The organism is Kribbella sp. NPDC056861 (assembly GCF_040687575.1).
GTDB lineage: Bacteria > Actinomycetota > Actinomycetes > Propionibacteriales > Kribbellaceae > Kribbella.
Genome location: NZ_JBFBNQ010000002.1, coordinates 759,668 through 782,180, shown reverse-complemented (window position 1 = coordinate 782,180; position 22,513 = coordinate 759,668). Strand labels below are relative to the sequence as shown.

At 68.9% G+C, this 22,513-nt stretch carries 18 protein-coding genes; 10 read left to right on the top strand and 8 right to left on the bottom strand.

From position 1 onward, the window contains the following. Positions 1-76: 76 nt before the first annotated feature. On the top strand, positions 77-922 hold the full coding sequence (locus tag AB0P21_RS10735; protein ID WP_363695534.1) for a class I SAM-dependent methyltransferase: 846 nt from the start codon (positions 77-79) through the stop codon (positions 920-922). Then, positions 919-2,052, top strand: a complete 1,134-nt coding sequence (locus AB0P21_RS10730) for a lipase family protein (RefSeq protein ID WP_363695532.1) — start codon at positions 919-921, stop codon at positions 2,050-2,052. The genes AB0P21_RS10735 and AB0P21_RS10730 overlap by 4 nt, the downstream gene beginning before the upstream one ends. Before the next feature lie 868 nt (positions 2,053-2,920). On the opposite strand, the gene tyrS is transcribed toward AB0P21_RS10730, so the two are convergent. Continuing rightward, positions 2,921-4,123 carry a tyrosine--tRNA ligase gene (gene tyrS, locus AB0P21_RS10725; RefSeq protein WP_363695530.1) on the bottom strand — a complete coding sequence of 401 codons (1,203 nt, stop codon included), beginning with the start codon at positions 4,121-4,123 and terminating at the stop codon, positions 2,921-2,923. 163 nt (positions 4,124-4,286) lie between these two features. Next, a complete protein-coding gene (locus tag AB0P21_RS10720; RefSeq protein WP_363695529.1) occupies positions 4,287-5,330 on the bottom strand; it encodes an aminoglycoside phosphotransferase in 1,044 nt (347 codons plus the stop codon). A 75-nt stretch (positions 5,331-5,405) separates the two neighbouring features. Here AB0P21_RS10720 and idi point away from each other — a divergent pair, with 75 nt between their 5' ends. The 3 genes from idi (at position 5,406) to AB0P21_RS10705 (ending at position 7,642) form a co-directional block, all read left to right on the top strand. Beyond that, entirely contained in the window at positions 5,406-5,981 is a 576-nt protein-coding gene (idi, locus tag AB0P21_RS10715) for an isopentenyl-diphosphate Delta-isomerase (RefSeq protein WP_363695527.1), read from the top strand. A 79-nt stretch (positions 5,982-6,060) separates the two neighbouring features. After that, a complete protein-coding gene (locus AB0P21_RS10710) occupies positions 6,061-6,618 on the top strand; it encodes a sigma-70 family RNA polymerase sigma factor (RefSeq protein ID WP_363695526.1) in 558 nt (185 codons plus the stop codon). A 115-nt stretch (positions 6,619-6,733) separates the two neighbouring features. Then, the gene (locus tag AB0P21_RS10705; protein WP_363695524.1) at positions 6,734-7,642 is read left to right on the top strand and encodes a GNAT family N-acetyltransferase; all 909 of its coding nucleotides are present in this window, start codon (positions 6,734-6,736) and stop codon (positions 7,640-7,642) included. Here AB0P21_RS10705 and AB0P21_RS10700 read toward each other — a convergent pair. Together AB0P21_RS10700 and AB0P21_RS10695 are read right to left on the bottom strand one after the other, a co-directional pair. Continuing rightward, positions 7,593-8,615 carry a 2-dehydropantoate 2-reductase gene (locus AB0P21_RS10700; RefSeq protein ID WP_363695523.1) on the bottom strand — a complete coding sequence of 341 codons (1,023 nt, stop codon included), beginning with the start codon at positions 8,613-8,615 and terminating at the stop codon, positions 7,593-7,595. The genes AB0P21_RS10705 and AB0P21_RS10700 overlap by 50 nt on opposite strands. Before the next feature lie 50 nt (positions 8,616-8,665). Continuing rightward, the gene (locus AB0P21_RS10695) at positions 8,666-9,310 is read right to left on the bottom strand and encodes a TetR/AcrR family transcriptional regulator (RefSeq protein WP_363695521.1); all 645 of its coding nucleotides are present in this window, start codon (positions 9,308-9,310) and stop codon (positions 8,666-8,668) included. An 81-nt stretch (positions 9,311-9,391) separates the two neighbouring features. Here AB0P21_RS10695 and AB0P21_RS10690 point away from each other — a divergent pair, with 81 nt between their 5' ends. Next, positions 9,392-9,832: a VOC family protein gene (locus AB0P21_RS10690; RefSeq protein ID WP_363695519.1), complete on the top strand. Its 441-nt coding sequence runs from the start codon at positions 9,392-9,394 to the stop codon at positions 9,830-9,832. A gap of 1 nt (position 9,833) precedes the next feature. Further along, positions 9,834-11,099, top strand: coding sequence for an AAA family ATPase (locus tag AB0P21_RS10685; RefSeq protein ID WP_363695518.1), 1,266 nt, complete (start codon positions 9,834-9,836; stop codon positions 11,097-11,099). 14 nt (positions 11,100-11,113) lie between these two features. On the opposite strand, the gene AB0P21_RS10680 is transcribed toward AB0P21_RS10685, so the two are convergent. Then, positions 11,114-12,217: a peptidoglycan recognition family protein gene (locus tag AB0P21_RS10680; protein WP_363695517.1), complete on the bottom strand. Its 1,104-nt coding sequence runs from the start codon at positions 12,215-12,217 to the stop codon at positions 11,114-11,116. Between the two features lie 122 nt (positions 12,218-12,339). Between AB0P21_RS10680 and AB0P21_RS10675 the strand changes: the two genes are divergently transcribed. Beyond that, positions 12,340-15,189 (top strand): BTAD domain-containing putative transcriptional regulator, encoded by a 2,850-nt coding sequence (locus tag AB0P21_RS10675; protein WP_363695515.1) that lies wholly within the window; start codon positions 12,340-12,342, stop codon positions 15,187-15,189. 75 nt (positions 15,190-15,264) lie between these two features. Further along, a complete protein-coding gene (locus tag AB0P21_RS10670) occupies positions 15,265-17,820 on the top strand; it encodes an AAA family ATPase (protein WP_363695514.1) in 2,556 nt (851 codons plus the stop codon). A 46-nt stretch (positions 17,821-17,866) separates the two neighbouring features. On the opposite strand, the gene AB0P21_RS10665 is transcribed toward AB0P21_RS10670, so the two are convergent. Beyond that, a complete protein-coding gene (locus tag AB0P21_RS10665; RefSeq protein ID WP_363695513.1) occupies positions 17,867-19,228 on the bottom strand; it encodes an FAD-binding oxidoreductase in 1,362 nt (453 codons plus the stop codon). Between the two features lie 125 nt (positions 19,229-19,353). Further along, entirely contained in the window at positions 19,354-20,373 is a 1,020-nt protein-coding gene (locus tag AB0P21_RS10660; protein WP_363695512.1) for an aldo/keto reductase, read from the bottom strand. 219 nt (positions 20,374-20,592) lie between these two features. On the opposite strand from AB0P21_RS10660, the gene AB0P21_RS10655 reads away from it, so the two are divergent. Beyond that, positions 20,593-21,552, top strand: coding sequence for an AraC family transcriptional regulator (locus tag AB0P21_RS10655; RefSeq protein WP_363695511.1), 960 nt, complete (start codon positions 20,593-20,595; stop codon positions 21,550-21,552). Here AB0P21_RS10655 and AB0P21_RS10650 read toward each other — a convergent pair. Beyond that, positions 21,549-22,508 (bottom strand): ABC transporter permease, encoded by a 960-nt coding sequence (locus AB0P21_RS10650; protein ID WP_363695510.1) that lies wholly within the window; start codon positions 22,506-22,508, stop codon positions 21,549-21,551. The two genes, AB0P21_RS10655 and AB0P21_RS10650, sit on opposite strands and share 4 nt — an antisense overlap. Positions 22,509-22,513: the final 5 nt, after the last annotated feature.

The following is a 22,513-nucleotide window of genomic DNA, read 5'->3' as shown; positions in this document are numbered from 1 at the left end:
CTTGCCAGCTTGCCAGCCGGAAGGGTGATCCCGAATCGGGCCGGCTGCGTACTGGTGCTGACTGAAGGGAGTCACCATGTCTGTCCGGATCGATCCGGGGAACACCGACCAACTCCGCGCCTGGGACGGCGCCGAGGGAGCTTTCTGGGCCGCCGAGGCCGAGTTGTTCGAGCACGCGCTGCACCGGTACGACCATTCGCTGCTGCGAGCGGCGGGAATCCTGCCCGGCAACAAGGTGCTCGACGTCGGCTGCGGCACCGGCAGCCTCACTCGAGCGGTCGCCGAACGCAACCACCCCGGTACTGCGCTGGGCGTCGACCTCTCGTCGCCGATGGTGGCGATCGCGTCGCGTTCCGCGGAGGTCGCCGGGTTGCGGAACGTCGAGTTCCTGCAGGCCGACGCACAGGTGTATCCGTTCGCGGACGACGAGTTCGACGTGGTGGTCAGCCGGACCGGCAGCATGTTCTTCGCCGACCAGCTCGCCGCCTTCGAGAACCTAGCCCGCACAACCCGACCGGGCGGCCGGCTTGCGTTGCTCAGCTGGCGATCGGCTGCGGAGAACGAATGGTTCACCTCGCTCGCCGCTGCCCTGAGCGCCGGCCGCGAGCTTCCGTCACCACCGGCCGGGGCGCCCGGTCCGTTCTCCCACGCCGACACCGCGCGAGTCACCGAGGTGCTCGTCGCGGCCGGCTTCGACAAGCCGTCGTTCGAGGCGCTGGACGAGCCGATGTACTTCGGCCCGGACGTCCCCACCGCGGAGCGCTTCGTGCTCGGCGTCCTGGGATGGCTGGTCGACGGACTTGACGACGAGACCCGTGCGCAGGCGCTCGAAGCGCTGCGCATCGACCTGCAAACTCACCTGACCGCCGAGGGCGTCGCGTACGCCTCCTCGGCCTGGCTGATCGGAAGTCGAGCGGTATGAACAACCTCGGAAAGGTAGGCCGGATCGCCGGCGCCATCCTGCTGGCCGCAGTACTGGCAGCTGGGATGGCAACGACCGCGGATGCCCACGGGAAGCCGGGCAAGGTCGTGAAGATCGAACGCTTGCCGGAGAGCCTGCGATTGCCCGGCGCGGCCAAAGCTCAGCGGTTGCACTACACGTCAACGGGCTTCGACGGCCGGCTGACTGTTGTCTCGGGCGCCTTGTTCGTGCCACCCGGGAAGGCGCCGAAGGGCGGCTGGCCAGTGCTCAGCTGGGCGCACGGCACGGTCGGCATCGCGGACAACTGCGCGAACTCGATCAGCGGACGTTCGCAGCGAGACATCGACTACTTGACCAGCTGGCTGGCCGCCGGCTACGCGATCGCCGCCTCGGACTACGAAGGCTTCGGCACACCGGGGACGCACCCGTACCTCAACGGCAAGTCCGAGGCGTACGGCGTGATCGACATCGTCCGCGCAGCCCGGCAGGCCGACAGGTCACTCAGCCGGAAGTGGATCGTCTCGGGTCAGTCGCAGGGGGCACAGGCGGCGCTGTTCACCGGCGCGCTGCAGGACAAGTACGCGCCGGAGCTGGACTATCGAGGGACGATCTCAACCGCGCCGATCTCGCAGTGGCAAATGACCTTCGACGCGGTCAAGCCCTTCGTGCCTGACACCCCGGCGAACCCGTTCGTGATCCTCATCCTGGCCGGCACGAAGGCTTCGCATCCGCTGACCTTCAACCCTGATGTCTATCTGACGGCTTATGGGAAGTCGTTGTACCAGAAGGCGATCACCACCGAGTGCTACACGGCGATCGCCCAGCTTGCCGTGGGCAAGAAGTCGCAGGACCTGTACTCCGTGGATGCCGCCGAGGCCGATCGTCTGCTGGATCTGTTGATTGCTGACGGCGAGATCCCGATCAAGCAGCACGAGCAGCCGATCTTCCTGGCCCAGGGCACCGCCGACACTGTTGTGTTCGGTCCGGCCACTACCGTCACTGCGGGGCAGTTGGGTGCTGTTGGCAACGAGCTGACCTACCGGACTTACCCGGGGGTCGACCACAACGGGCTGATGGCGGCGGCCAAGGCTGAGATCCTGGAGTGGGCGGGGGATCGCTTCGGGCGGTGAGGTTGTCAGAGATGTGGTGAGCTGTGGCGCACCTGCTGGGCGGATTATTGCTATCCGCTTGGTGGGTGCGTTGCTTTGTTGTGTACGGCGGGCGGTGCCGCGAGCTGGGGCGCGGCAGTCCCGCGAGCCGTGGCAGATCGCCCCGGGGGTGGCCGTCGGCTCCTGGCAGGCTGTTCTTCTTGGATCTGCGCCAGACCACCATCCTCAACCCCCCCCCGCTGGGTTTGCGCGACAGCGCCAGCAGTCGCCTGCGATGCAGCCGGCGTAGCGGAGCGGAGCAGGCGTCGCGAGCCATGGCCGGGGACGCTCCCGCGAGTCGTGGCAGCCAGCTCCGGGTGCGGTTGATGGACTGTCGGCAGGTGTTCTTCTTGGGCCTGCGCTAGACCGCCATCCTCAACCTCCGTGGGTCTGCGCGCGTCAGCGCCAGTACTCGCTGGCGATGCAGCTGGCGTAGCGGAGCGGAGCAGGCGTCGCGAGCCGGGTGGGTGCGTGCGATCCTCAACCACCGCGGGTCTGCGCGCGACAGCGCCAGTAGTCGCTGGCGATGCAGCCGGCGTAGCGGAGCGGAGCAGGCGCCGCGAGCCGGGTGCGTGCGGTACTGGTCGGCGGGCTCTTGGCAGGTGTTCTGTTTGGCCTGAGCCAGTTCGCCATCCTCGACCGGCACGGGGTTGTGCGCGTCAGCGCCAGTAGCCGCTGGCGATGCAGCTGGCGTAGCGCAGCGGAGCAGGCGCCGCGAGCCCGGGCGGGTGTGGGCGTTCCAGTCCGCCGTCCTCAACCACCGCGGGGTTGTGCGCGTCAGCGCCAGTACTCGCCTGCGATGCAGCTGGCGTAGCGCAGCGGAGCAGGCGCCGCGAGCCCGGGCGGGGTTTCAGGCGGGGACGATGCGGTGGAAGGTACGGGAGCCGGAGCGGAGGGTGACGGGTTCGGCGAGAGCGATGGTGACGTCATGGCTGTGCACTTTCTGGTCGTCGATCGAGACCGCTCCCTGGCGGATCAGCCGGCGGAGTTCGGAGTTGCTCAGCTCAGGGCGGGCCGCCTGCAACAACTCCAGGATGGTCGGTCGGGAAGCCTGCACCCTCACCTCCGGAAGGTCAGCCGGCGTACTACGAAGGCTGAACTGCGACCTGAAGGCAGCCCGTTCCGTCTTGGCGACACCCGCGCCGTGGTACCGCGTGACCACCGCGGCCGCCAGCATGAGTTTGGCGTCGCGAGCCGCCGGACCGCCTTGCGTGGCAGCGTCGCCGAGCCCGGCGACGAGATCGAGCGGGAGTTCGGTGTAGACGTGTGCGTACGTCTGGACCAGCGAGTCGGGCAGGCTCATCAGCTTGCCGAACTTGTCCCGGGCGGTGTCCGTCAGGGCGATGTAGTTGTTCAGCGACTTGGACTGCTTCGCTCCGCCGTCGATGCCCGGCGTGATCGTGGTGATGATCAGCGCCTGCGGCGGCGCTCCGAGGCGCTGCTGGAAGTGCCGGCCGAGTTTCTCGTTGAAGAGTTGGTCGGAGCCGACGATGGTCAGGTCGCTGGCCAGTGCGAAGCTGTCGTAGCCCTGCAGTACCGGGTAGACCAGCTCGTGCAACGCGATCTCCCGCCCGGCCGCGACGCGATCGCGGAACATGTCGCGCGCCATCAACTGCGCATGCGTGACCTGGCTGAACAGGCCGAGCAGCTCAGCGACGTCCATCGCGCCGAACCACTCCGAGTTTCGGCGGACCTCGAAGACCTCGGGGTCGGTCCGGAGGACGAGCGAGACCTGGGCAAGGAAGGAGTCTGCGTTCGCCGCGATCTCCGCCGGGGTGAGCACCGGGCGGGTCTCCGAGCGGCCGGTCGGGTCGCCGATCTGCGTCGTCAGGTCGCCCAGCAGGAAGACCACCTGGTGGCCGAGGTCCTGCAACTGCCGCATCATCCACAGGTTGACGGCGTGGCCCAGATGCAGATCGGGTGCCGTGCAGTCGACGCCGTACTTGATCCGCAGCTTGCGCCCGGACGCGAGCCGCTCGATCAGGTCGGCCTCGCCGACGATGGTGTCGGTGGTCCGCCGTAGCCGTTCGAGCACGGCCGGTACTTCGTTCATCAGGTTCCTCTCAACAGGCAGAGGCACCCCACTTCAGTGCCTCCGGCAACGGAAAGAGGCAGGAACCTGACGGTTCCTGCCTCGGAGGCTCTGGGGTGGAGCGAAACTGACAGCTACCAGCCGGCTCGTCCCAGAGCCGGTCGATACTGCGCGCTTCGCTTGATCACGTGCTCAGGCTAACAGCCCCGAGCTCGACCAGGTACCGAGTTAGTTCCAGCCGCTGCGCCACCAGCGTTGCCAGTTCGTCCGTCACCGTTTCGGCCAGCCGGTCGAGCGGGATCGACAGGAAGGCGCTCCGCAGGATGAGCGCGCCGTCCAGACCGGCCCGTACGTCGTCCTGACTGATGCCGTCACGGCCTTCGGCGATCAGACCGGCGTGGTAGCGCCTGATCACCAGCTCGCGCAGGTCGGCGAGCTCGTCGACGGTGAGCTCACCGGAGTGCGCGCGGCCGATCAGGAGCTGACCGAGATCGTCGCCAGCGGCAACCAATCCGCTCAGCGTCCAGTCGATGGCGACGAAGGTGTCCGGGGCGTCGGCCGGGACCAGCAGGTTCTGCGGACAGGCATCGCCGTGGCTCATCAACTGGGGTCGTCGCGCCAGTTCGGCGAGCAGCCGGGGAATCCGCGCAGCCAACTGAGCCAGCTCCTCCCGAAGCCCGGACCCAGCCAGCAGCGGATGCCGCCAGGTCGCCGGATCGAGCAGCGGCCGGATCGCGAACTGCTCGACGAACCCCTCGATCATCAGCCTCGTCAACCGCCCGGGCGACCGATCAGCCGCAGCCGGCAACGCATCGTTCGCAGTCAACCGCACCCCCAACCGCCCCAGCAGCTCAGCCGCCCGCCCGTACCGATCGCGATCCCACGGCGACTCCGCAGTCCGAACATTCTCTACAACCAGCGCCAGGTGATCGTCATCCAGCAGCTCCGCCGAGTAGAGCTCCGGCAAACGCAACCCAGTGGGCAGCGAGGACGCCAGCCCATCCAGATAGACGTCAGCCTCGTACCGCCACAGATCCCCGGCCAGCGCCAGCACCCGGAACTCCGCCGGCGCCAGCTCGAGCGCAGGCCACAGCCGATAGCTGCGCAGTACTTTGACAAAACCGTTCCGCCCCCGGAACAACCCGGCCGTGGTCGGCGAGTTCGCGGCGTACCCGACCTCCTCGAGCCGCCACGCCGCGGGCAGCCGGTGTTTCAGCTCTGCATCCATCCTTCCTTTCTAGGGTTCAGGCGGGGGACGCGCATCGGTAGCGGTTGCCTATCTCAGAGCGGCTAGGCTCGACGGGTGCAGACGGAGATGGTGGTCCTGGTCGACGAGAGTGGTCTCGCGATCGGCACCGAGGACAAGGCGACGGTGCATCACGCCGCGACGCCGCTGCATCTCGCGTTCTCCAGTTATGTCTTCGACGACCAGGGCCGGGTGCTGCTGACCCAGCGGGCGTTCAGCAAGCGCACCTGGCCGGGCGTCTGGACCAACAGCTGCTGCGGGCATCCGCTGCCGGGCGAATCGTTCGAGTCCGCCGTACGCCGCCGGCTGGCTGACGAGCTCGGGTTGGTGGCCGAGACCGTCGAGCTGATGCTGCCGGCCTTCCGGTATCGCGCCGAGATGCCCAGCGGTGTCGTCGAGAACGAGTTGTGCCCCGTCTTCCGAGTCGCCTGTACCGGTGAGCTGGTCGCCGATCCGGCCGAGGTGGCGGCGTACGAGTGGGTGGAGTGGGGCGATCTCGCAGTACGAACCGATCTGTCGCCGTGGTGCGTACTGCAGTTGACGGAGCTGAGCGGCCTCGGTCCGCACCCGCTGGAGTGGCCGGTTGCCGGCCCCGAGCTGCTCCCTGCCGCCGCGCAGTTAGGCACCTCCTAGCCGTTTCTAGGTAGGTCTTACCGATGACCCGGTAGCTGTATTCCCCGAACTCTGGAGAGACACCAGAGGAGGGGAAGAGATGACACCGGGGGACGCAGAGTCTTTGGGGGCACGGTTCCAGCGCGGCGAGGACGCGGCGCTGGGGGAGATGTACCAGCAGTACGCCGGCCCGATGTTCGCGACGGCGATCAGTCTGCTCGGGAATCGTGAGCAGGCGGCCGATGCGGTGCAACGCGCATTCCTGCAGGCCTGGCAGGCCGCTGACGGGTTCGACCCGCGGCGCGAGCTGAAGCCGTGGTTGTACGCGATCACGCGGCGCGCGGCCGTCGACGTCTACCGCCGCGAACGCCGTTCGGCGAAGAACGTGTCGCTGCAGCTCGTGCGGGAGCTACCCGACGACGGACCGGCGATGGAACGCGTCTGGTACGTCGCCGAGGTCCGCGACGCCTTCCGCCGCCTCCGCGCCCAGGAACGCGAAGTCCTCGAACTCGCCTACTACCGCGGCTACACCCAGCAGGAGATCGCCGCCGAGCTGGGTCTTCCACTCGGCACGGTCAAGAGCCGGACCTCGCGAGGCCATCGCCAACTGGCCGATCTCCTCGCCCATCTCCGCGAACCCACCGCGCTGGCCAGCTGACAGCAAGCCGATCTCACCGACGCGACCCGCTGCCGCCGACCGGGACGGTCGGCCGGCAAACGGTCGGCCGGCAAAATAGCGCGCCGTTTCCGGCCGGCTGAGGCAAGCTGTCGCCATGAGCACGATCATCCGGCCGGCGATCACGGACGCCGACTACGAGGACTGGCGGGGCGTACGGATCGCGGTGCTGCCGTACGAGCGCTGCCCGACCGTCGCGGAGATGCGCAAGTTCGAGCGACCCGACCGGCTGATGCTGCTGGCCGAGGTGGACGGCAAGGTGGTCGGCAGCGGGCTGGCTGTCCGGTCGGACGACGGGGAGCGGGCGTCGCTGGCGCCACGGGTCCGGCCCGAGGCACGGCGGCAGGGTGTCGGGACGGCGTTGCTGCACGCCCTGGCCGACCATGCCATCGCCCACGGCTACGCAATGGCCGGCGGCGGCACCGATGACGAGGGGTCGCGGCTGTTCGCCGAGCGGTTCGGGTTCGTCGAGACCAATCGGCAGGTCGAGCAGGTCCGGCGGATCGGGATCGAACCGGCCCCGACGCCGTCGGCGGAGTACGAGATCGTCTCAGTCGCCGAGCGGCCGGAGCTCTGGGCGGCCGCGTACGACCGGGTCGCCCTGCCGACCATCCCCGACATGGACGTGCCGAGTCCGCTCAAGGTCACGGCCGAGGAGTGGGCGACCGGCTGGATCAACGATCCGGCTGCGATGTTCGTAGCCGTGGCCGGCGACGACCCGATCGGCGTGGCCGGGCTGCTGATCGACACGGATCAGCCGGAGCGGGCCGAGGTCGCCTACACCGCCGTACGCCGGGAGTGGCGCGGCAAGTCGGTCGCGGCCAACCTCAAACGCGCCAGCATGGCGTGGGCCGCGGACCACGGCATCACCGAGATCTACACCTGGACCCAGCGCGGCAACGACTCGATGCGCCGCCTCAACGAGCACCTCGGCTTCAGCTACGGCATCGTCAGCATCAGCTGGCAGGCGCCGCTGCCGCTGACCAAAGTTCCCGCAGGAGAGTAGCTCCGGGCATGGCCACCGACCGGCCTGCCTCGGCCGTGCGGATCAGCTCGATCAGCTTCGCGTTCACCGGAGCGGCGAGGCCGAGGGACTCGGCCAGGCGGACGACCTCGCCGTTCAGGTAGTCGATCTCGGTCTTGCGACCGGCCTGCAGGTCCTCCCACATCGACGTCCGGGCGAGTGGGTCGATGGCGAGCATCTTGCTGGCCAGGAGCTTGAAGAGGAAGTCGGGAAGGCTCAGCAGCGCAGGCAGCCGGTGGGCCGGCAGCGCGGTGATCTGGGCCGGGGTGATGCCGGCGGCCTTCAGCAGCGCCAGGGTCTCGAGCTGCGCGACCGCCAGGCAGCGGCGATAGGCCCGCTGGGCGAGCTCGTCGCGCAACGGCAGGTCGGACAGCGCGTTGACCGGGTTGTTGAGGTTGAGCAGCAGCTTCGCCCACTGCACCGGGAGGATCTCGTCGTGCAGCGTGAGCGGCAGCCCGGCGTCGTCGAACGCGCCGAGGTAGGGCGTCAACGCAGGATGACGCTGGACGTCCAGCTTGCCTTCCGTCCCTTGGTGGAAAGCGCCGCCGCCCCGGTTGAGCACGTTGAACGGAACCATCCCGGTCAGCACAGTGTGTTCCGGCAACCGCTCCTGCAGTACTTCGCCGTTGCGGATCCCGTTCTGGAAGCTGACCACCGTCGCGCCGGGCTTGAGCACCGCCGCAAGCTCGTCAGCGGCGGCCGCCGTCCCCGCTGACTTGACCGTCACGAGGACGAGATCGGCCTCGGAAGCCGCGTCCGGCGTGGTCTCGTACCGAACCTCCCCAGCCGGTACGACGAGGTCGGCGCCGAGGTAGTCGGTCAGCCGCAGGCCGTGCTCGGCCACCTCCCCGGCGAGCCGCGGCCGGCCGATGAAGATCACCTCCGCACCACCGGCCGCCAATCGTCCTCCGACGTAGCAACCGATCCCGCCGGCGCCGTACACCGCGATCGTCATTCCGGTCTCCTCAGCCATCTCCGGCTTCCCTCGAATCATCTCGCCAGTCACTATGTCTGGTCGATCAGCAGGTCGGCGTACGTGCCGGCGATCCAGAGCTCGAACCGGTCCCAGCCCCAGCCGCGCTCGTTCACCAGGCGATGGAAGAGGTCGGAGCCGTTGAGGGTCCAGAGGATGTCGGTCGCGGCCTCGACGTCGAGTCCGGCGCGCAGGCCGAACTTCTCCGCCAAGTGCCCGGCCATGTAGCGGCAGCCGAACATCAGCTCGGCGTCCAGGGTTTTCAGGACCTCGGCCAGGTCCTTGTCGCCAGCGGCTGCCTGGGCGCGGGCCATCCGGACCAGTGGTGTGGTTCGCTCGCCGATTTGTCGGGCCAGGCTGGCATACAGCGTGAGGCACTGGCGTGCGTCGGTCGCGGCGCCGATCGCCTGGTAGACCGGCCGGTCGGCCATCGGCACCGGCTCGTCGTCGCCGGCCAGGGCGATGTCGTAGACCGTTTTGAAGACTGCCTGCTTGCCGCCGATCACGTTGTAGACCGTCTGGACACTCACTCCGGCCTCGGTGGCGATCGCGGCCAACGTCGTGCCGAGGTAGCCGCGGTCGAGGAAGAGCTGCCCGGCCGCGGTCACGATCCGGGTCCGGGCCAGCGCGGTCTGCTCGCTTCGCAGGGCGCTGGAGTAGCGGCGCTTCTCGGCCACGGGGCAAACTCCTTGACACTTCGTTGGAATCAGCTTCAAACTAATTGTAGATAGTTCAATCCTATGATGTCGGGGGAAGCGATGACAGCGGAACTGGACGGGATCTTCGGCGCGAAGCTCCCGGTGAAGGACCTGGCGGTGAGCCGGGAGTGGTACGAGAAGGTCTTCGACCTGACCGCCGTGTTCGAGTTCCCGGACGAGGACGGGGTGGTCCGGGGCGTCGTCTACGAGTCGTCCGGGCTGGGGGACTCCTGCCTCGCGCTGCGCGAGCGGCCGGACATCGCCGGGCTGTCCGGCTTCGATCCGGTGCTGTTCGGGATCAAGGACAAGGCCGCCGCCGACGCCTGGCACGAGCACCTGACCGGGCTGGGCATCGAGCACCAGGTGGTGCTCGCCACGATCGGCTGGCTGGTCATCTTCCACGACCCGGACGGTCTGGAGATCCACCTCTACAGTCGTGCCCGGCATGGCATCGACCTGGAGAACAGCCCGGGTCACGGCCGAGCCGTCGCGAAGGTCTGAGATGAGCCATCAGCACTCCGCAGTACTCAATGCTGCGACCGAGCACACCGCGGTACTGCGTGCCGCGGCCGAGCGCGCGCTGGCCGGCCACGGGTCGGTCTTCCTGATCACCGGCGAGACCGGGATCGGTAAGAGCAGCGTGCTCAGGTCTTTCGCGGCCGAGCTGACGAGTGCCCGGGTGCTGGTGGGAGCTTGTGACGAGGTATCCGCGCCGCCGCGGCTGGGGCCGTTGCGGGATGCGGGGTGGCCGGTTGACCTGGGGTACCAGGAGTTGCTGGCCAGGTTGGGCGAGCGTCCGACGGTGCTGCTGGTGGATGACGTCCAGTGGGCCGACGACGCCACGCTCGATCTGTTGAGCTATCTGGCTCGCCGGGTGGCCGGCCACCCGTTGCTCGTCGTACTGACCTTGGCTGACGACAGTCGGCTGCCGGAACGTCTGCATCGCTGGATCGGGGGATTGGCGACTGCAGGCGCCCAGAGGTTGCCGTTGGCACCTTTGGGGCCGGAGGAGGTCGGTCGACGGGCGGCGGGTGTCGGGGCGGAGCAGCTGGTTGCGCTGACGGGCGGGAATCCCTTCTACCTGTCCGCGTTGCTCGCTGCTTCCCCCGGCGCCGCCGTGCCCGCTGCCATCTGCGACGCGGCATTGGCCAAGCTCGCGCGGTTGAGCGACGAGTGCCGCTCGGTGGTCGAGCAGCTGGCGGTCGTACCGGGGACGATCGAACTTGAACTGGTCGAGCAGTTGACCGGCGGCGACGCCGGCTTGCTGGCCGAGGCGGAGGAGTACGGGCTGCTGGAGCTGAGGCACCAGGGGATCGGCTTCAGGCACGAGATCGTCAGGATGGCGATCGAGCAGCTGCTGCCGGGGTTGTCCCGCCGCGGATTGCAGAAGCGTGCGATCGAGGTACAGACGCGGGCGGGTGATCGCTACCTGGGCCGGCTTGCGGAGGCCGCAGACTTCCGGTTGCGCAACGAGGCTGTGCTGGCTCGAGTCCAAGGCCAACCCTCGTACGTCGTACCGCGTGGTCCGTCGGCGGCGCCTCGGGCCAACCCGGGTGGCCTGACAGCCAGGCAGGCCGACGTACTGGCGCTGGTCACCGACGGTCTCACCAACGCGGAGATCGCCGAGAAGCTGGTGCTGTCGGTCCGCACCGTCGACCATCACGTCTCCGCCATCCTGACCCGGCTCGGCGTCTCGACCCGGCGCGAAGCGGCGACAGCGGCCAGGGAGGCGGCGACAGCAGCCAGGAGGGTGGCCGCCGTCGCCTGACCAGACCGCCGCGCTCAGTTTTCTGTTGCCAAGAGCAAGCGGTTGACATCGGTGCGGACCTCCGGCAGCTGCGGGTAGAAGGCGTCGCCGGGACAGGCCGTGGCGGACCAGTTGCGGTGGCCGGAGATGGCCGGCACGGTCCGCGTCGCACCGCTGATCGGGTTCACGTAGTTCACCTGGCCCAGGGGATCGACGCCGGTCGTGCCTGCCAGGGCTGCGAGCACTCGGACGAGACTCGCGCGCGCAGCGGGTGTTGGCAGAGTCGTCGTCAGGTCGCCCAGCAGGGAGACGCCGACGTTGCCTGCGTTGAAGCCGCCGACGTGAACGCCGTTGCACATCCTGGGTGCGTCGCCGACCCGGCCGTGGAAGACCGGGATCGGGTCGGGACCGGAGTACCGGCCTTCGTAGACGGTGCCGTTCTGGTCGATCAGCAGGTGGTAGCCGAGGTCGCCGAAGTCCTCGCTGATGGTGTGGAAGAAGTAGATCGCGCGGACGGTGGCGGCCGGGTTCGGGTCGATGTTCGCGGTCACGGTGTGATGCACGGTGAGCGTCTGGACGCCGAAGTACGCCTGGGGAAAGATCTCGCTGCCATCCGCGGCGAAGCGCAGACTCTCGTCGGCGCCCCACCCCGCCCGGCCGACGAACCGGAATCCGTGTACCTGCTGACTCTTGGCCGGCTCGGCGATGATCGGGCCGTCCGTGGTGTTGATCGCGACTGTTCTCACGTCGGTCGCTCCGGGCGGCGGCGTCAGCTGATAGGCGGCGGCACCACCTGCGGGCAGTAACGCAGTACGGCGTCCGCTGCCGGACGGATCGCCCGGCTTCAGTGGCAGCCACGGGCCCCAACCGGTCCGCGCCCGCCGAAGCCGGTACGAGCCGCCGAGCCGCGGGCCGGTCCAGCTGACGCCGAGATGCCCGATCGGGAAGTCAGGCGTGCTCACCAGCCGCTCGGCCCCGGAGAAGGCCGCGAGCGTCTCCGGAATCCCCGCCTCGGCCGGTGGCGCCCCGAAAACCGCGCCGGGGAAGGCCGCTCCAGCCGCGCCGGAAGCCGCCGTGGTCCGCGCGACGGAGGGGACGAGTACTCCGCCGGCCAGGAGCCGGGGAAGAAGCTTAGGCATCTGGCTGCATCCTTTGCGTTCGTTGGTCCTCTCACCGTCCGCGATCCGGTAGCGCCCGGGCATCGGTAGCCACTGCCTAAATCCCCGGTCGCGGTGCCCACGGTTCATTTAGGCTGGGCACCATGGCGCAGGGGCAGCTCCCCGTCCGGTTGTCCAGCTTCGTGGGCCGGGAGACCGAGCTGACCGAGCTCGCGGAACTGGCCGGCAGCCACCGGCTGGTGACGTTGACCGGGCCGGGAGGCGGAGGCAAGACCAGGCTGGCGTTGACGCTGGCGGATCGGCTGCGTCCGGCGTACGGCGGGCGGGTCCGGTGGGTGGGGCTGGCTGACCTGGCCGCCGGTGGCGACTCGGCTGGGCTGCTCTCCGTGGTCGCCGATGCGCTGGATCTGCCGGGGGCGACCGAGGAGGAGCTGGTCGGCAAGCTGGTTGGGCAGTCGTTCCTCGTGGTGATGGACAACTGCGAGCACCTGCTCGACCCGGTCGCGCGGCTGATCCGGCGGTTGCTTCGAAGCTGTCCGGAGCTCAGTGTGCTGGCGACCAGTCAGGTGCCGCTCGGTAATCCGGGGGAGATCGTCTTCGCCGTGCCGCCGCTGGGGGTCGAGGCCGAGACGCTCTTCGTAGAGCGCGCTCGCGCGGCGTCGTACGGGTTTGAGCGGACTGCGGCGAATGCGGCTGACATCGCGCTGATCTGTCAGCGGCTGGACGGCGTGCCGCTCGCGATCGAGTTGGCGGCGGCCTGGGTTCCGGCGCTGTCGCCCGCGCAGATCGCGGCTCGGCTGGACGACAGCTTGAGCGTGCTGACTGGCGGCGACCGCGAGGCGATGCCTCGGCATCGGACGTTGCGCGGGGCGCTCGACTGGAGCTGGGAGTTGCTGGCCGAGCCGGAGCAGGCTCTGCTGGCGCAGCTTGCCGTGTTTCCGGGTGGGTTCACCGTCGATGCGGTGGAGGCGGTGGCCGAGCTGGGTGAGGCGGATGTGCTGCATTCGCTGTCCAGGTTGGTGAATCGCTCGCTGCTCGTGGTGCAGCAAGGCGACGAGGTGCGGTACCGGTTGCTGGAGATCGTTCGTCAGTACGCGGCGGCACGGCTCGGCGGCGACGCGGGGCCGGCGCGGCGGCAGGCGCAGTACGCGCTGGGGGTGGTCGAGCAGGCGGCGGGCAAGCTGGAAGGCGAGGAGCAGCAGGAGTGGCTCGACCTGCTCGGGCTCGAGCGGCAGAACATCCGGGCGGCGTACCGGTGGTTTGTCGGACACGGCGAGATCGAACAGGCCGCGAGGCTCGTGGTGGGGGTCTGGTGGGCGAGCTACCTACTCGGCCGGTACGGCGAAGTGCGCGAGTGGCTGGAGGAGATCGTCCGGCTTCCTGCTGTGCTGCCGGTCAGGTTGCGGGCGGAGATGCTGCTGGCCGCCGGGTCATTGGCGCACTTGCAAGGCGATGCGGCTCAGGCCGAGGAGCGGGTGCGCGCCGGCATTGCGGCGTACCGGGAGGCGGGTGAGCCGTCCGTCGAGGCGATGGAGCTGCACTGGCTGGGCGGGGTGGCGATGCGCCGTGGTGAGTACGCCGAAGCGCGGCGGCTCGGCGAGCGGTGCGTGGAGCTTTGGCGTGCGGCCGGCAACGAGGCGAAGTACTCGAGAGCCCTTGATTACTTGGGGATGCGGGAGTTGCTGGCAGGGGAGCTCGATCATGCGGAGGAGGTGATCCGGCAGGCGCGGGCGCGGTACGAGAGTGATGGTGACAGCGAGGGGCTCGGCTGGGCGACGGTGTTGCTGGGTGGGGTCGCGCATTATCGGGGTGAGCGGCTGGTCGCGCGGGCGTTGCTGACGGAGGCGCGGGAGCGGAGCGAGGCGAATCATCAGCTGACCACACTCGCCTGGTCGCTGCAGTTGCTGGGACAGGAAGCGCGGCGGGATGGGCTGCTTGATGATGCTGACGCGCTGCTGAGTGAAAGCCTGCGGTTGCACCACGATGCGGGGAATCGCTGGCGGGTGGCGACAGCGTTGGAGGGGCTTGCTGCGGTTGCTGTTGCGCGAGCGGAGGCAGGCGGCGACGCGGTGGTGCGCTCGGGCGACTGGGCGCGGGCGGTGCGGTTGGTGGGGCATGCGGCGTTGATTAGGGAGCGGCTCGGGGTACCGGTGCCGGCTGTTGAGCGGGCTGATGTGTCGGCGGTGGTTGCTGCCGCGCAGGAGGCGTTGCCGGCGGCGGAGTACCGGGGGTTCTGGGCGGAGGGCGAGATCCTCAGTCTGGAGAAGCTGCTCGGCGAGGAGCCGACCGCTCGTCCGGCCGTGGCGCCGCTGACGATTGTCGAGTCGCGGGTGGAGCCGTTGCGGATCGTTGCGCTCGGCAATTCCGAAGTACGCCGGAACGAGACTGTGCTGGACGCTGCCGATTGGGGTTATGCCAAGCCCCGGGAGCTTTTCTTCTACCTGCTCGGCTCGGGACCGGTCCGCAAGGATCAGATCGGCGCCGAACTCTGGCCGGAAGCCACGGCCGGCTCACTCCGCAACAGCTTCCACAGTTGCCTGCACCAGCTTCGCAGGACCCTCGGCCGGTCCGACTGGATCACGTTTCGCCGCGGCCGCTACGAGTTCAACCAGTCACTCGACCACAGCTACGACGTGGCGACCTTCGAAGCCGACCCCGAGCAGGCGATCGACCTCTACCAAGGCGATTACCTCCCCGACCTCGGCGGCGCACTCTGGCTCGAGACCCGCCGCCAAGCGCTCCGTCAGCGCTTCGAGCAGGCACTGTTCACGCTCGCCGAATCCCACATGAAAGCGGGCCGCGCCGAAGAAGCCATCGCTTGCTACGAACGAGCCATCACCCACGACCCCCTCCTCGAAACCGCCTACCAAGCCCTGATCAAGCTCCACCTCGCCCAGGGCAACCGCGCCCAGGCAGCTCGCGAGTACAAACTCCTGGCCGACGAACTGCAGACCACCCCCTCACCTCAGACCACCGCTCTGCTGCTGCCCTGATCAACCAACAGCACTTCCCACAGCGGCGCGCGGGACGGTTGGAGTGGAGATGTCTGGCGAGGGGGAGGTCTGGACGTGCGCAACGGTCGGGGGCGGCTGTGGGAGCGAGATCAGGCAGTCAATGAGCTGCTTGGCGCCGTGGAGGAGATGCGAGCGGGGACGGGATCGCTCGTCCTGGTGACAGGGGAAGCCGGGATCGGGAAGACGAGCGTGGTGTGCCAGGTGCTCGGGCGGATCGGGCGAGAGATCCGCGTACTCCGTGGCGCGTGTGACGACATGCTGGCGCCGCCACCCCTGCAGCCGTTGCGGGATGCCGCGAGGGGAACCGGCGGGCCGCTGGAGCATGCACTGGCGCAGGACGACAGCGACCTCCTGTACGAGGCGATCGTCGCGGAGCTCGGTACGCCGGAGCCGACCGTCCTGTTGATCGAGGACGTGCACTGGGCCGACGACTCGACGCTTGACCTGCTCCGCTACCTCGCTCGCCGGTTGCAGCGCGTCAACGCCGTGCTGGTGCTGACCTATCGCGCCAACGAGATCGACCCACGACACCCGCTGCGTGCGCTGCTAGGCGCCCTGACCGACGTCCCGGTACGCCGAATCGCACTCGAACCGCTGTCCGTGGACGCGGTCAACGCGATCGCGCGCGACTCGGGTCGCGACGGCGGCGACCTGTTCCGGCTGACCGGCGGCAACCCGTTCTATCTGACCGAGGCGCTTGCCGGGCCGGCGGACGCAGTACCGGCGACTGTCGTGGATGCGACTCTGGCCCGGTTGCACACGCTGGATCCGGAGTCCGTGAGCGTGGTCGAGCAGCTGTCGGTGATCCCGACGCCGGTCGGGCTGCACCAGATCGGGCCGTTGCTGGGCGACCGGCTCGACGCGGTCACTCGCGCTGAGCAGCGCGGAGTACTGGAGACCGACGACTCCGGGGTGCGTTTCCGGCACGAGCTGGCGCGGCAGGCGATCGAGCAGTCGTTGCCGGCGATCAGGCGGCGGGCGCTGAACGCGGCGATCGTCCGGCTGCTCCTCGGCTGCGATGTGGATCGCGAGCTGTCGGCGCTGGTCCATCACGCGGTCAAGGCCGGAGAGGTGGCAACCCTCGCGAAGTACGCGCCGCGGGCCGCCGCCCGAGCGACCAAGGCAGGCTCGCACCGGCAGGCGCTGACCCACTACGAGGCAGTCATCCCGTACGCCGACCAACTGCCGGCGGGCGATCGCGCGAAGGTGCTGGCCGGCTACGCGTGGGAGCTGCACATCGCGCATCGCTTCCCTGAGGCCGTCGAGCGTTGCCGCGCGGCGGTCGTCCTGTTCGAGGAGCTGGCCGATCAGGGTCCGTTGGCCGAGGCGTTGCTTCAGTTGAGCCGGCACTGCTATCTCGCGGGGGAGACCGGCGCCGCGCTCAAGGCGGTCGGCCGTGCGCTGGAAGTTGCGCAGGGCAACGATGAGGTGTGGCCGGCGGCGGTCGGCTGTCACGCGATGATGCTGGTCCTGACCGGTTCGCCCGGCGCTGCGCTACCGGCGTTGGAGGAAGCCCGTCGGCTGGCGGAGCGGGCGGGGAAGACCGATCTGGTGGCACTCTGTCTCAACTACCTGGGGTTGGCTCGGTGTGACCTGGACCAGCCGGGCGGGCTGCAGAGTCTCCGGGACAGTGTCGGTACTGCGCTGGCGACCGGGGACTACGAGGCGGTGGCGCGCGGCTACACGAATCTGGTCGAGATGCTCTACCGCGCAGGGCGATGGGACGAGCTGGAGGAGACGATCGCAGCCGGGTTGGAGTTCACCCGGGAGCGGGGTTTCGGCTCGCACATCTACAACCTGGAGACGCATCGAGCGTTGCTGATGATGCGTCGCGGGGAGCTGAGCCAGGCGGCTAAGCACCTGCGGGAGCTGATCGACACGGTCGACGAAGCAGGCATGCTGACGGTCCTCAGCACCTCCAGCCTCGGCCGGGTGCTCGCGCGACTGGGTGACTCGGCCGCGGAGCAGTTGCTGGCTGACGCATGGGAGTTGGCTCGCAGGCAGCAGTCCGTGCTCGGTCTCGGGTACGCCGCGACCGCGTACGTCGAGTGGGCCTGGCTCAACGGGCGGCCGGATCTCGCTCGGGCGGTCGGTGCGGAGTTCGATAAGGCGGGCGTCGGGGTGCCGGTGCTTGAGACCCCGGCGTACCGGGAGCTTGGGCGGTACCTCGCGCTGGCCGGTGGGTTCGGTGCCGCCGACGGCTGGGAGGAGACGCCGTACGAGCGGGCGTTGGGGCTGGCCACGACGGACCAGCGCGAGCCGATGCTGGAGGCGCTGCAGATCTTGCTGAATCTCGGTGCGGCGCCGGCGGCCTCTCGGATCCGTCGGCGGCTCACGGAGCTCGGTGTTGCCAGGATTCCTCGCGGGGCCCACGCCAGCTCGCGGAGCAACCCTGCTGGGCTGACCGATCGACAGCTGGATGTGCTGGTTCATCTGGTCGAGGGCTGTACCAACGCGGAGATCGCGGAGAAGTTGGTGGTCTCCGTTCGCACGGTGGACCACCACGTCTCCGCGATCCTGTCCCGGCTGGACGCCCGCAGCCGCCGCGAGGCCGCGCGGATCGGCAAGACCCTGGATCTGACCGCCGTACCCCGTCGTCAGCCTGCCTGAGCCGCGGGTCCGGCGCGCGACCTCCTGGTCGGCTTCGGGGTCCAGGTCAGCTGATCGGGTGATTGCCCCGGATGACCGCCTGCGGGTCGACGCGCTGCTTGACCGCGCGCAGCCGCTCCCGCACCGCAGGCGCGAAGATCTCGCTCAGCGGTTCCTCGCCGGAGAAGTTCAGCACCATCCGCTCCGAGATCCACGGCGCCAGCTGCGCCTGGACCGTCTCGATCGCGGCCGCGACCGGCGCGGCGAGTTCAGGCACCGGCACGATGCCACCGAAGAGCAACAGGTAGGGATCGTCGATGGATCCCGCCGCACCCTGCGCCTCGTCCGCGCGAGCGAAGGCACCGCCGAGGTGCCGAATCTCGAACACGAACAACGGCGACTGGCTGCCCGGAGCGGCGACCTCGAGCAGCGCCGCCAGAGCTTCCTCGTCGAAGGAGTTGAGCAGAACGGCCTTCAACAACCCGGGTGTCGGCTCCTCCGGCTCCTGCGCGAGCGTCGTCACGGCATTGAGCGAGAGGCTCGCCAGCCCGTCGTCCATCGGCTCGGCGACCGCGCGCAGCGGGGCGATCAGCTTCTCCGCCTGGTCCGCGTCGCCGAGGTAGACCGTGTCGACAGCCGTCACCCATTTGCCCCGCAGCGGCTCGGGGATGAACGGCAGATCGGGCAGGTTCATCAACCAGGCCCACAGGGTCAGCTCGTCGGGCGCGTTCGCGGTGATCTCGGTGAAAGCACGCAGTACGTCGCGAACGTGCTCGACCGGCCACACCATCCGCCCGCCGTAGAGCTGCGGCGCGAACTGCAACTCGAGCTCCGCCGCGACGACGATGCCGAACTCGCCACCGCCACCCCGCAGCGCCCAGAACAGCTCCGGATCGGACTCACGCGTGACCCGCTGCCGATCGCCCGCCGCGTTGATCAACTCGAACGCGCGGACCGTGTTGGCGGCTTGCCCGTACTTCCGGCCGAACCAGCCCAGCCCGCCACCCAGCGCATATCCGACGACTGTCGTGTCGCCGTTGCTCCCCGGCAGACTGGTCAGCCCGGTCCCGGTCAGTGCCGCGTTCAGGTCCCGCCAGCGGACCCCTGCCCCGACCCGGACCACGCCGTCCGCGAGGTCGACGTCGATCGAGGTCAGCGCGCCGGCCCGCAGCAGGATGGTCCCGTTGATCGCCGAGGTCGCACCGTGTCCACCCGGCTGAGCTGCGACCGCAAGCCCGTGCTGCCGCGCGAATTGGATCGTGGCGGCAATGTCCTCCGCTCCGGCGACCTGCACGACCGCGGCCGGCCGCTGATCGAGGATCAGATGCCACGCACCGCGCTCGGCATCCCACTCCGCGTCTTCCGCGCCGATCACCCGGCCGTCGACGAGTCCGCGCAGCTCGGCCACCTGCTCTGATGTGAGCGTCATTCGTTGTCCCCCTGGGAAAGAATCGATCCGGGCTCCAGACAGAACCCGGCGATTCTTTTGTACGGCGGATCACCGCCCCGCTCATCGGCAACAACTGCCTATATCGAGCCAGTCGGACACCCATATCAGGCAGCCGGATGCCGCCAGCTCTGGTCGGCCTGGATCCAGCCCGGGTAGCGCAGCGGAGTCCGGCTGACCTCGTCCAGCTCGGCAAGATCCTCGGTGCTCAGGTCGAGGTCGACAGCGGCCAGGTTGCCGGTCAGCTGGTCGAGGCGCTTGACGCCGGCGATCACGCTGGTCACGGCGGGCTGGGCGAGCACCCAGGCGAGCGCGGTCTGGGCGACCGTCGCCTCGTGCCGCTCCGCGACCTTCCGCAGTACGTCGATGATGGCGTAGGCCGACTCGGCATCGACCGGTGGGAACTGGGTCCTGGTGTGCCGCGCATCGGCATCCGAGACCCCGGTCCGGTCGAACTTGCCGGACAGGAAACCACCGGCCAGCGGGCTCCAGACCAGCAGCCCGACCTTCTCCTCGGTCAGCAACGGGACGAGCTCGGCCTCGATGTCACGCCCGGCCAGCGAGTAGTAGGACTGCGACGCGACGAACCGCGACAACCCGAGCTGATCCGACTTGCCCAGCGCCCGGGCCAGCTGCCACGCGGCCAGGTTGGACGCCCCGAGGTACCTGACCTTGCCAGCCCGTACTGCGTCGTCGAGCGCCCGCAGCGTCTCCTCGATCGGCGTGACCGGGTCGAAGTTGTGGATCTGGTAGAGATCGACGTGATCGGTGCCGAGCCGGCGCAGACTCTCGTCGAGCGCGTTCGTCACGTGGTACCGCGACAGGCCGGCGTCGTTCGGGCCCGGTCCCATCCGGGCGGACAGCTTGGTGGCCAGCACCACCTCGTCCCGCCGGGACTTGATCACCCGGCCGAGGATCTCCTCCGACTCGCCGTCGGCGTACACGTTGGCGGTGTCGATCAGGTTGACGCCGTGGTCGAGCGCGGTGTTGACGAGCGTCCCCGCGGCGACGTCGTCGAGCCCGCCGACGTGGTTCCAGGGCGGGGTGCCGGCCCCGCCGAAGGACATGGCGCCCAGCGCGATCCGGGACACGTACAAACCGGTCGCACCGAGCTGAGCGAACTTCATGATTCTCCTTTTCGTGGTCTCTTCACCACGCGAGCGTGGTGAGTAGGGCGTTCGTGCACATCTCCGGCGCCCAGGCACGCACCTCGCGGCACTGGCGAAGCGTCCACGATGCTCCGCATCGAGGACGCTCCTCCAGCACCGCGATGCACGCACCTGGACACCGGAGCTGAAGCACGACCGCCCTACTCACCACGCTAGGAGGACCGCAGTGGATACTCCATGAGTAGGCGTCCGGAGTACTTGATCGATCGTCTGGGAGGAGTCGCCGGGATGGATCCGCTGTCGGAGATGCTTGCCCTGCTCAACGTCGAGGCGGCTCTCCCCTCCCGGCTCGAGGCCGCCGGCGACTGGGCACTGCAGTTCGACGGGTACGCCGACATCAAGGTCGGCGCCGTCCTGGCCGGTAGTTGCTGGATCACCGCGGCCGGCAGCGAGCCGTTGCTGCTGGCAACAGGTGACTGCTACCTGGTGGCCAGCGCCCGGGCCTTCGGGGCTGCCTCCAGCCTCGACGTCCTGCCGGTCGATGGGCACGCCGTCTTCGAGGCCGGTGGCTACCCCGAAACCGTCTACTACCAGACCACCGCCGGCGCGCCCGATCAGACGATCATCGTGGGTGGCGCCGTCAACTTCGACCGGACCACCGCCGCGCTGCTGCTGGATCATCTGCCCACCACCGTCCGGATCGCCGCCGACAGCAAGCCGGCTGCCGCGCTCCGCCCACTGCTTGAGCTTCTCGGCGAGGAGTTCGCGCACGCCGAACCCGGTGCTGCCTCCGTGCGCGACCAGCTGACCAAGGTGCTCTTCGTCCACGCGCTCCGCGCGATGATTGCCTCCGACAACCGTCCGTCCGGCTGGCTCGGCGCGCTCGGCGACCCGAGTATCGGCCCAGCCCTGGAGCTCCTGCACCGCGATCCCGCCCGGCGGTGGACGGTCGCCGAGCTGGCGGCGAAGGTCGGGCTGTCCCGGAGTACCTTCGCGCTCCGGTTCAAGACGCTGGTCGGGATGTCGCCGCTCGACTACCTGGCCCGCTGGCGGATCCAGGCGGCCGGCCGGGCGCTGCGGTCCACCGATCGCACCGTCCACTCGGTCGCCACCGAGTTCGGCTACGGCTCCGAGAGTGCCTTCAGCAACGCGTTCAAGCGCGTCACCGGGGAGTCGCCCGCCAGGCACCGCCATTAGTGGAGCCTCACGCGCGGATCCAGTACGGCGTACGCGATGTCGACCAGGATGTTCGCGATCACCACCGCGGCGGAGGCGAACAACACGATCCCGATGATCACCGGGAGGTCCTGCTGGTTGATCGCCACCACGGCGGTCTGGCCGAGACCGGGCAGGCTGAAGACCGTCTCGATCACCACCACCCCGCCGATCAGCTGGCCGAGGTCGATGCCGAACTGGGTGACGACCGGGGTCATCGCGCTGCGCAGGCCGTGCCGCACGATCACCCGGCGTTCGCGGATGCCTTTCGACCGCGCGGTACGGATGTAGTCCTCGCCCAGCACATCGAGCATCGCGCCGCGGGTGAGTCGCGTGTACGTCGCCGCGAGCAGCAACGCGAGCGCGATCCACGGCAGGACCAGGTGCTGCACCCAAGCCCCCAGGCCCTGGGTGATGCCGCTGTAGCCGCCGGCCGGGAACCACTTGAAGCCCGCGAGAGTGAGCTGGAAGTACAGGAAGTACAGCAACAGCAAGCCGAGCAGGAACGACGGGAACGAGTAGAAGAACAAGGAGAACAGGGTCAGGCCGCGGTCGGCCAGCGAGCGGGGATGAACCGCGGAGATCACACCGTTGAAGACCCCGAGCAGCAACCACAGCACGGACGCGCCGAGGGCGAGCGAGATGGTGACCGGCAGCGCCTGACCGATGATCGTCGTCACCGCGACCTGGTGGTAGTAGTCGAAGCCGAGGTTCCCGTGCAGGGCGTTCTCGACGAAGTTCAGGTACTGCTTCCAGACCGGCAGGTCGAGACCGAGCCGGCTCTTGATCGCGGCGATCGTCTCGGGCGTCGCCTGCCGGCCGGCCAGCGTCTGCGCGACGTTGCTAGGGGCAACGAAGAACAGGCCGAAGACGGCCAGTGAGATCAGCCAGAGCACCAGGATGCCGTGCCCGATCCGGCGGAGCAGGAACAGAGTCATCGCAG

Bases quoted from the DNA above. Each gene is read 5' to 3' on its own strand.
- AB0P21_RS10730 (WP_363695532.1), top strand. From the start codon at position 919: ATGAACAACCTCGGAAAGGTAGGCCGGATCGCCGGCGCCATCCTGCTG.
- AB0P21_RS10685 (WP_363695518.1), top strand. From the start codon at position 9,834: ATGAGCCATCAGCACTCCGCAGTACTCAATGCTGCGACCGAGCACACC.
- AB0P21_RS10705 (WP_363695524.1), top strand. From the start codon at position 6,734: ATGAGCACGATCATCCGGCCGGCGATCACGGACGCCGACTACGAGGAC.
- AB0P21_RS10700 (WP_363695523.1), bottom strand. From the start codon at position 8,615: ATGACGATCGCGGTGTACGGCGCCGGCGGGATCGGTTGCTACGTCGGA.
- AB0P21_RS10655 (WP_363695511.1), top strand. From the start codon at position 20,593: ATGAGTAGGCGTCCGGAGTACTTGATCGATCGTCTGGGAGGAGTCGCC.
- AB0P21_RS10660 (WP_363695512.1), bottom strand. From the start codon at position 20,373: ATGAAGTTCGCTCAGCTCGGTGCGACCGGTTTGTACGTGTCCCGGATC.
- AB0P21_RS10665 (WP_363695513.1), bottom strand. From the start codon at position 19,228: ATGACGCTCACATCAGAGCAGGTGGCCGAGCTGCGCGGACTCGTCGAC.
- tyrS (WP_363695530.1), bottom strand. From the start codon at position 4,123: ATGAACGAAGTACCGGCCGTGCTCGAACGGCTACGGCGGACCACCGAC.
- AB0P21_RS10675 (WP_363695515.1), top strand. From the start codon at position 12,340: ATGGCGCAGGGGCAGCTCCCCGTCCGGTTGTCCAGCTTCGTGGGCCGG.
- AB0P21_RS10710 (WP_363695526.1), top strand. From the start codon at position 6,061: ATGACACCGGGGGACGCAGAGTCTTTGGGGGCACGGTTCCAGCGCGGC.
- AB0P21_RS10735 (WP_363695534.1), top strand. From the start codon at position 77: ATGTCTGTCCGGATCGATCCGGGGAACACCGACCAACTCCGCGCCTGG.
- AB0P21_RS10690 (WP_363695519.1), top strand. From the start codon at position 9,392: ATGACAGCGGAACTGGACGGGATCTTCGGCGCGAAGCTCCCGGTGAAG.
- AB0P21_RS10680 (WP_363695517.1), bottom strand. From the start codon at position 12,217: ATGCCTAAGCTTCTTCCCCGGCTCCTGGCCGGCGGAGTACTCGTCCCC.
- AB0P21_RS10720 (WP_363695529.1), bottom strand. From the start codon at position 5,330: ATGGATGCAGAGCTGAAACACCGGCTGCCCGCGGCGTGGCGGCTCGAG.
- AB0P21_RS10650 (WP_363695510.1), bottom strand. From the start codon at position 22,508: ATGACTCTGTTCCTGCTCCGCCGGATCGGGCACGGCATCCTGGTGCTC.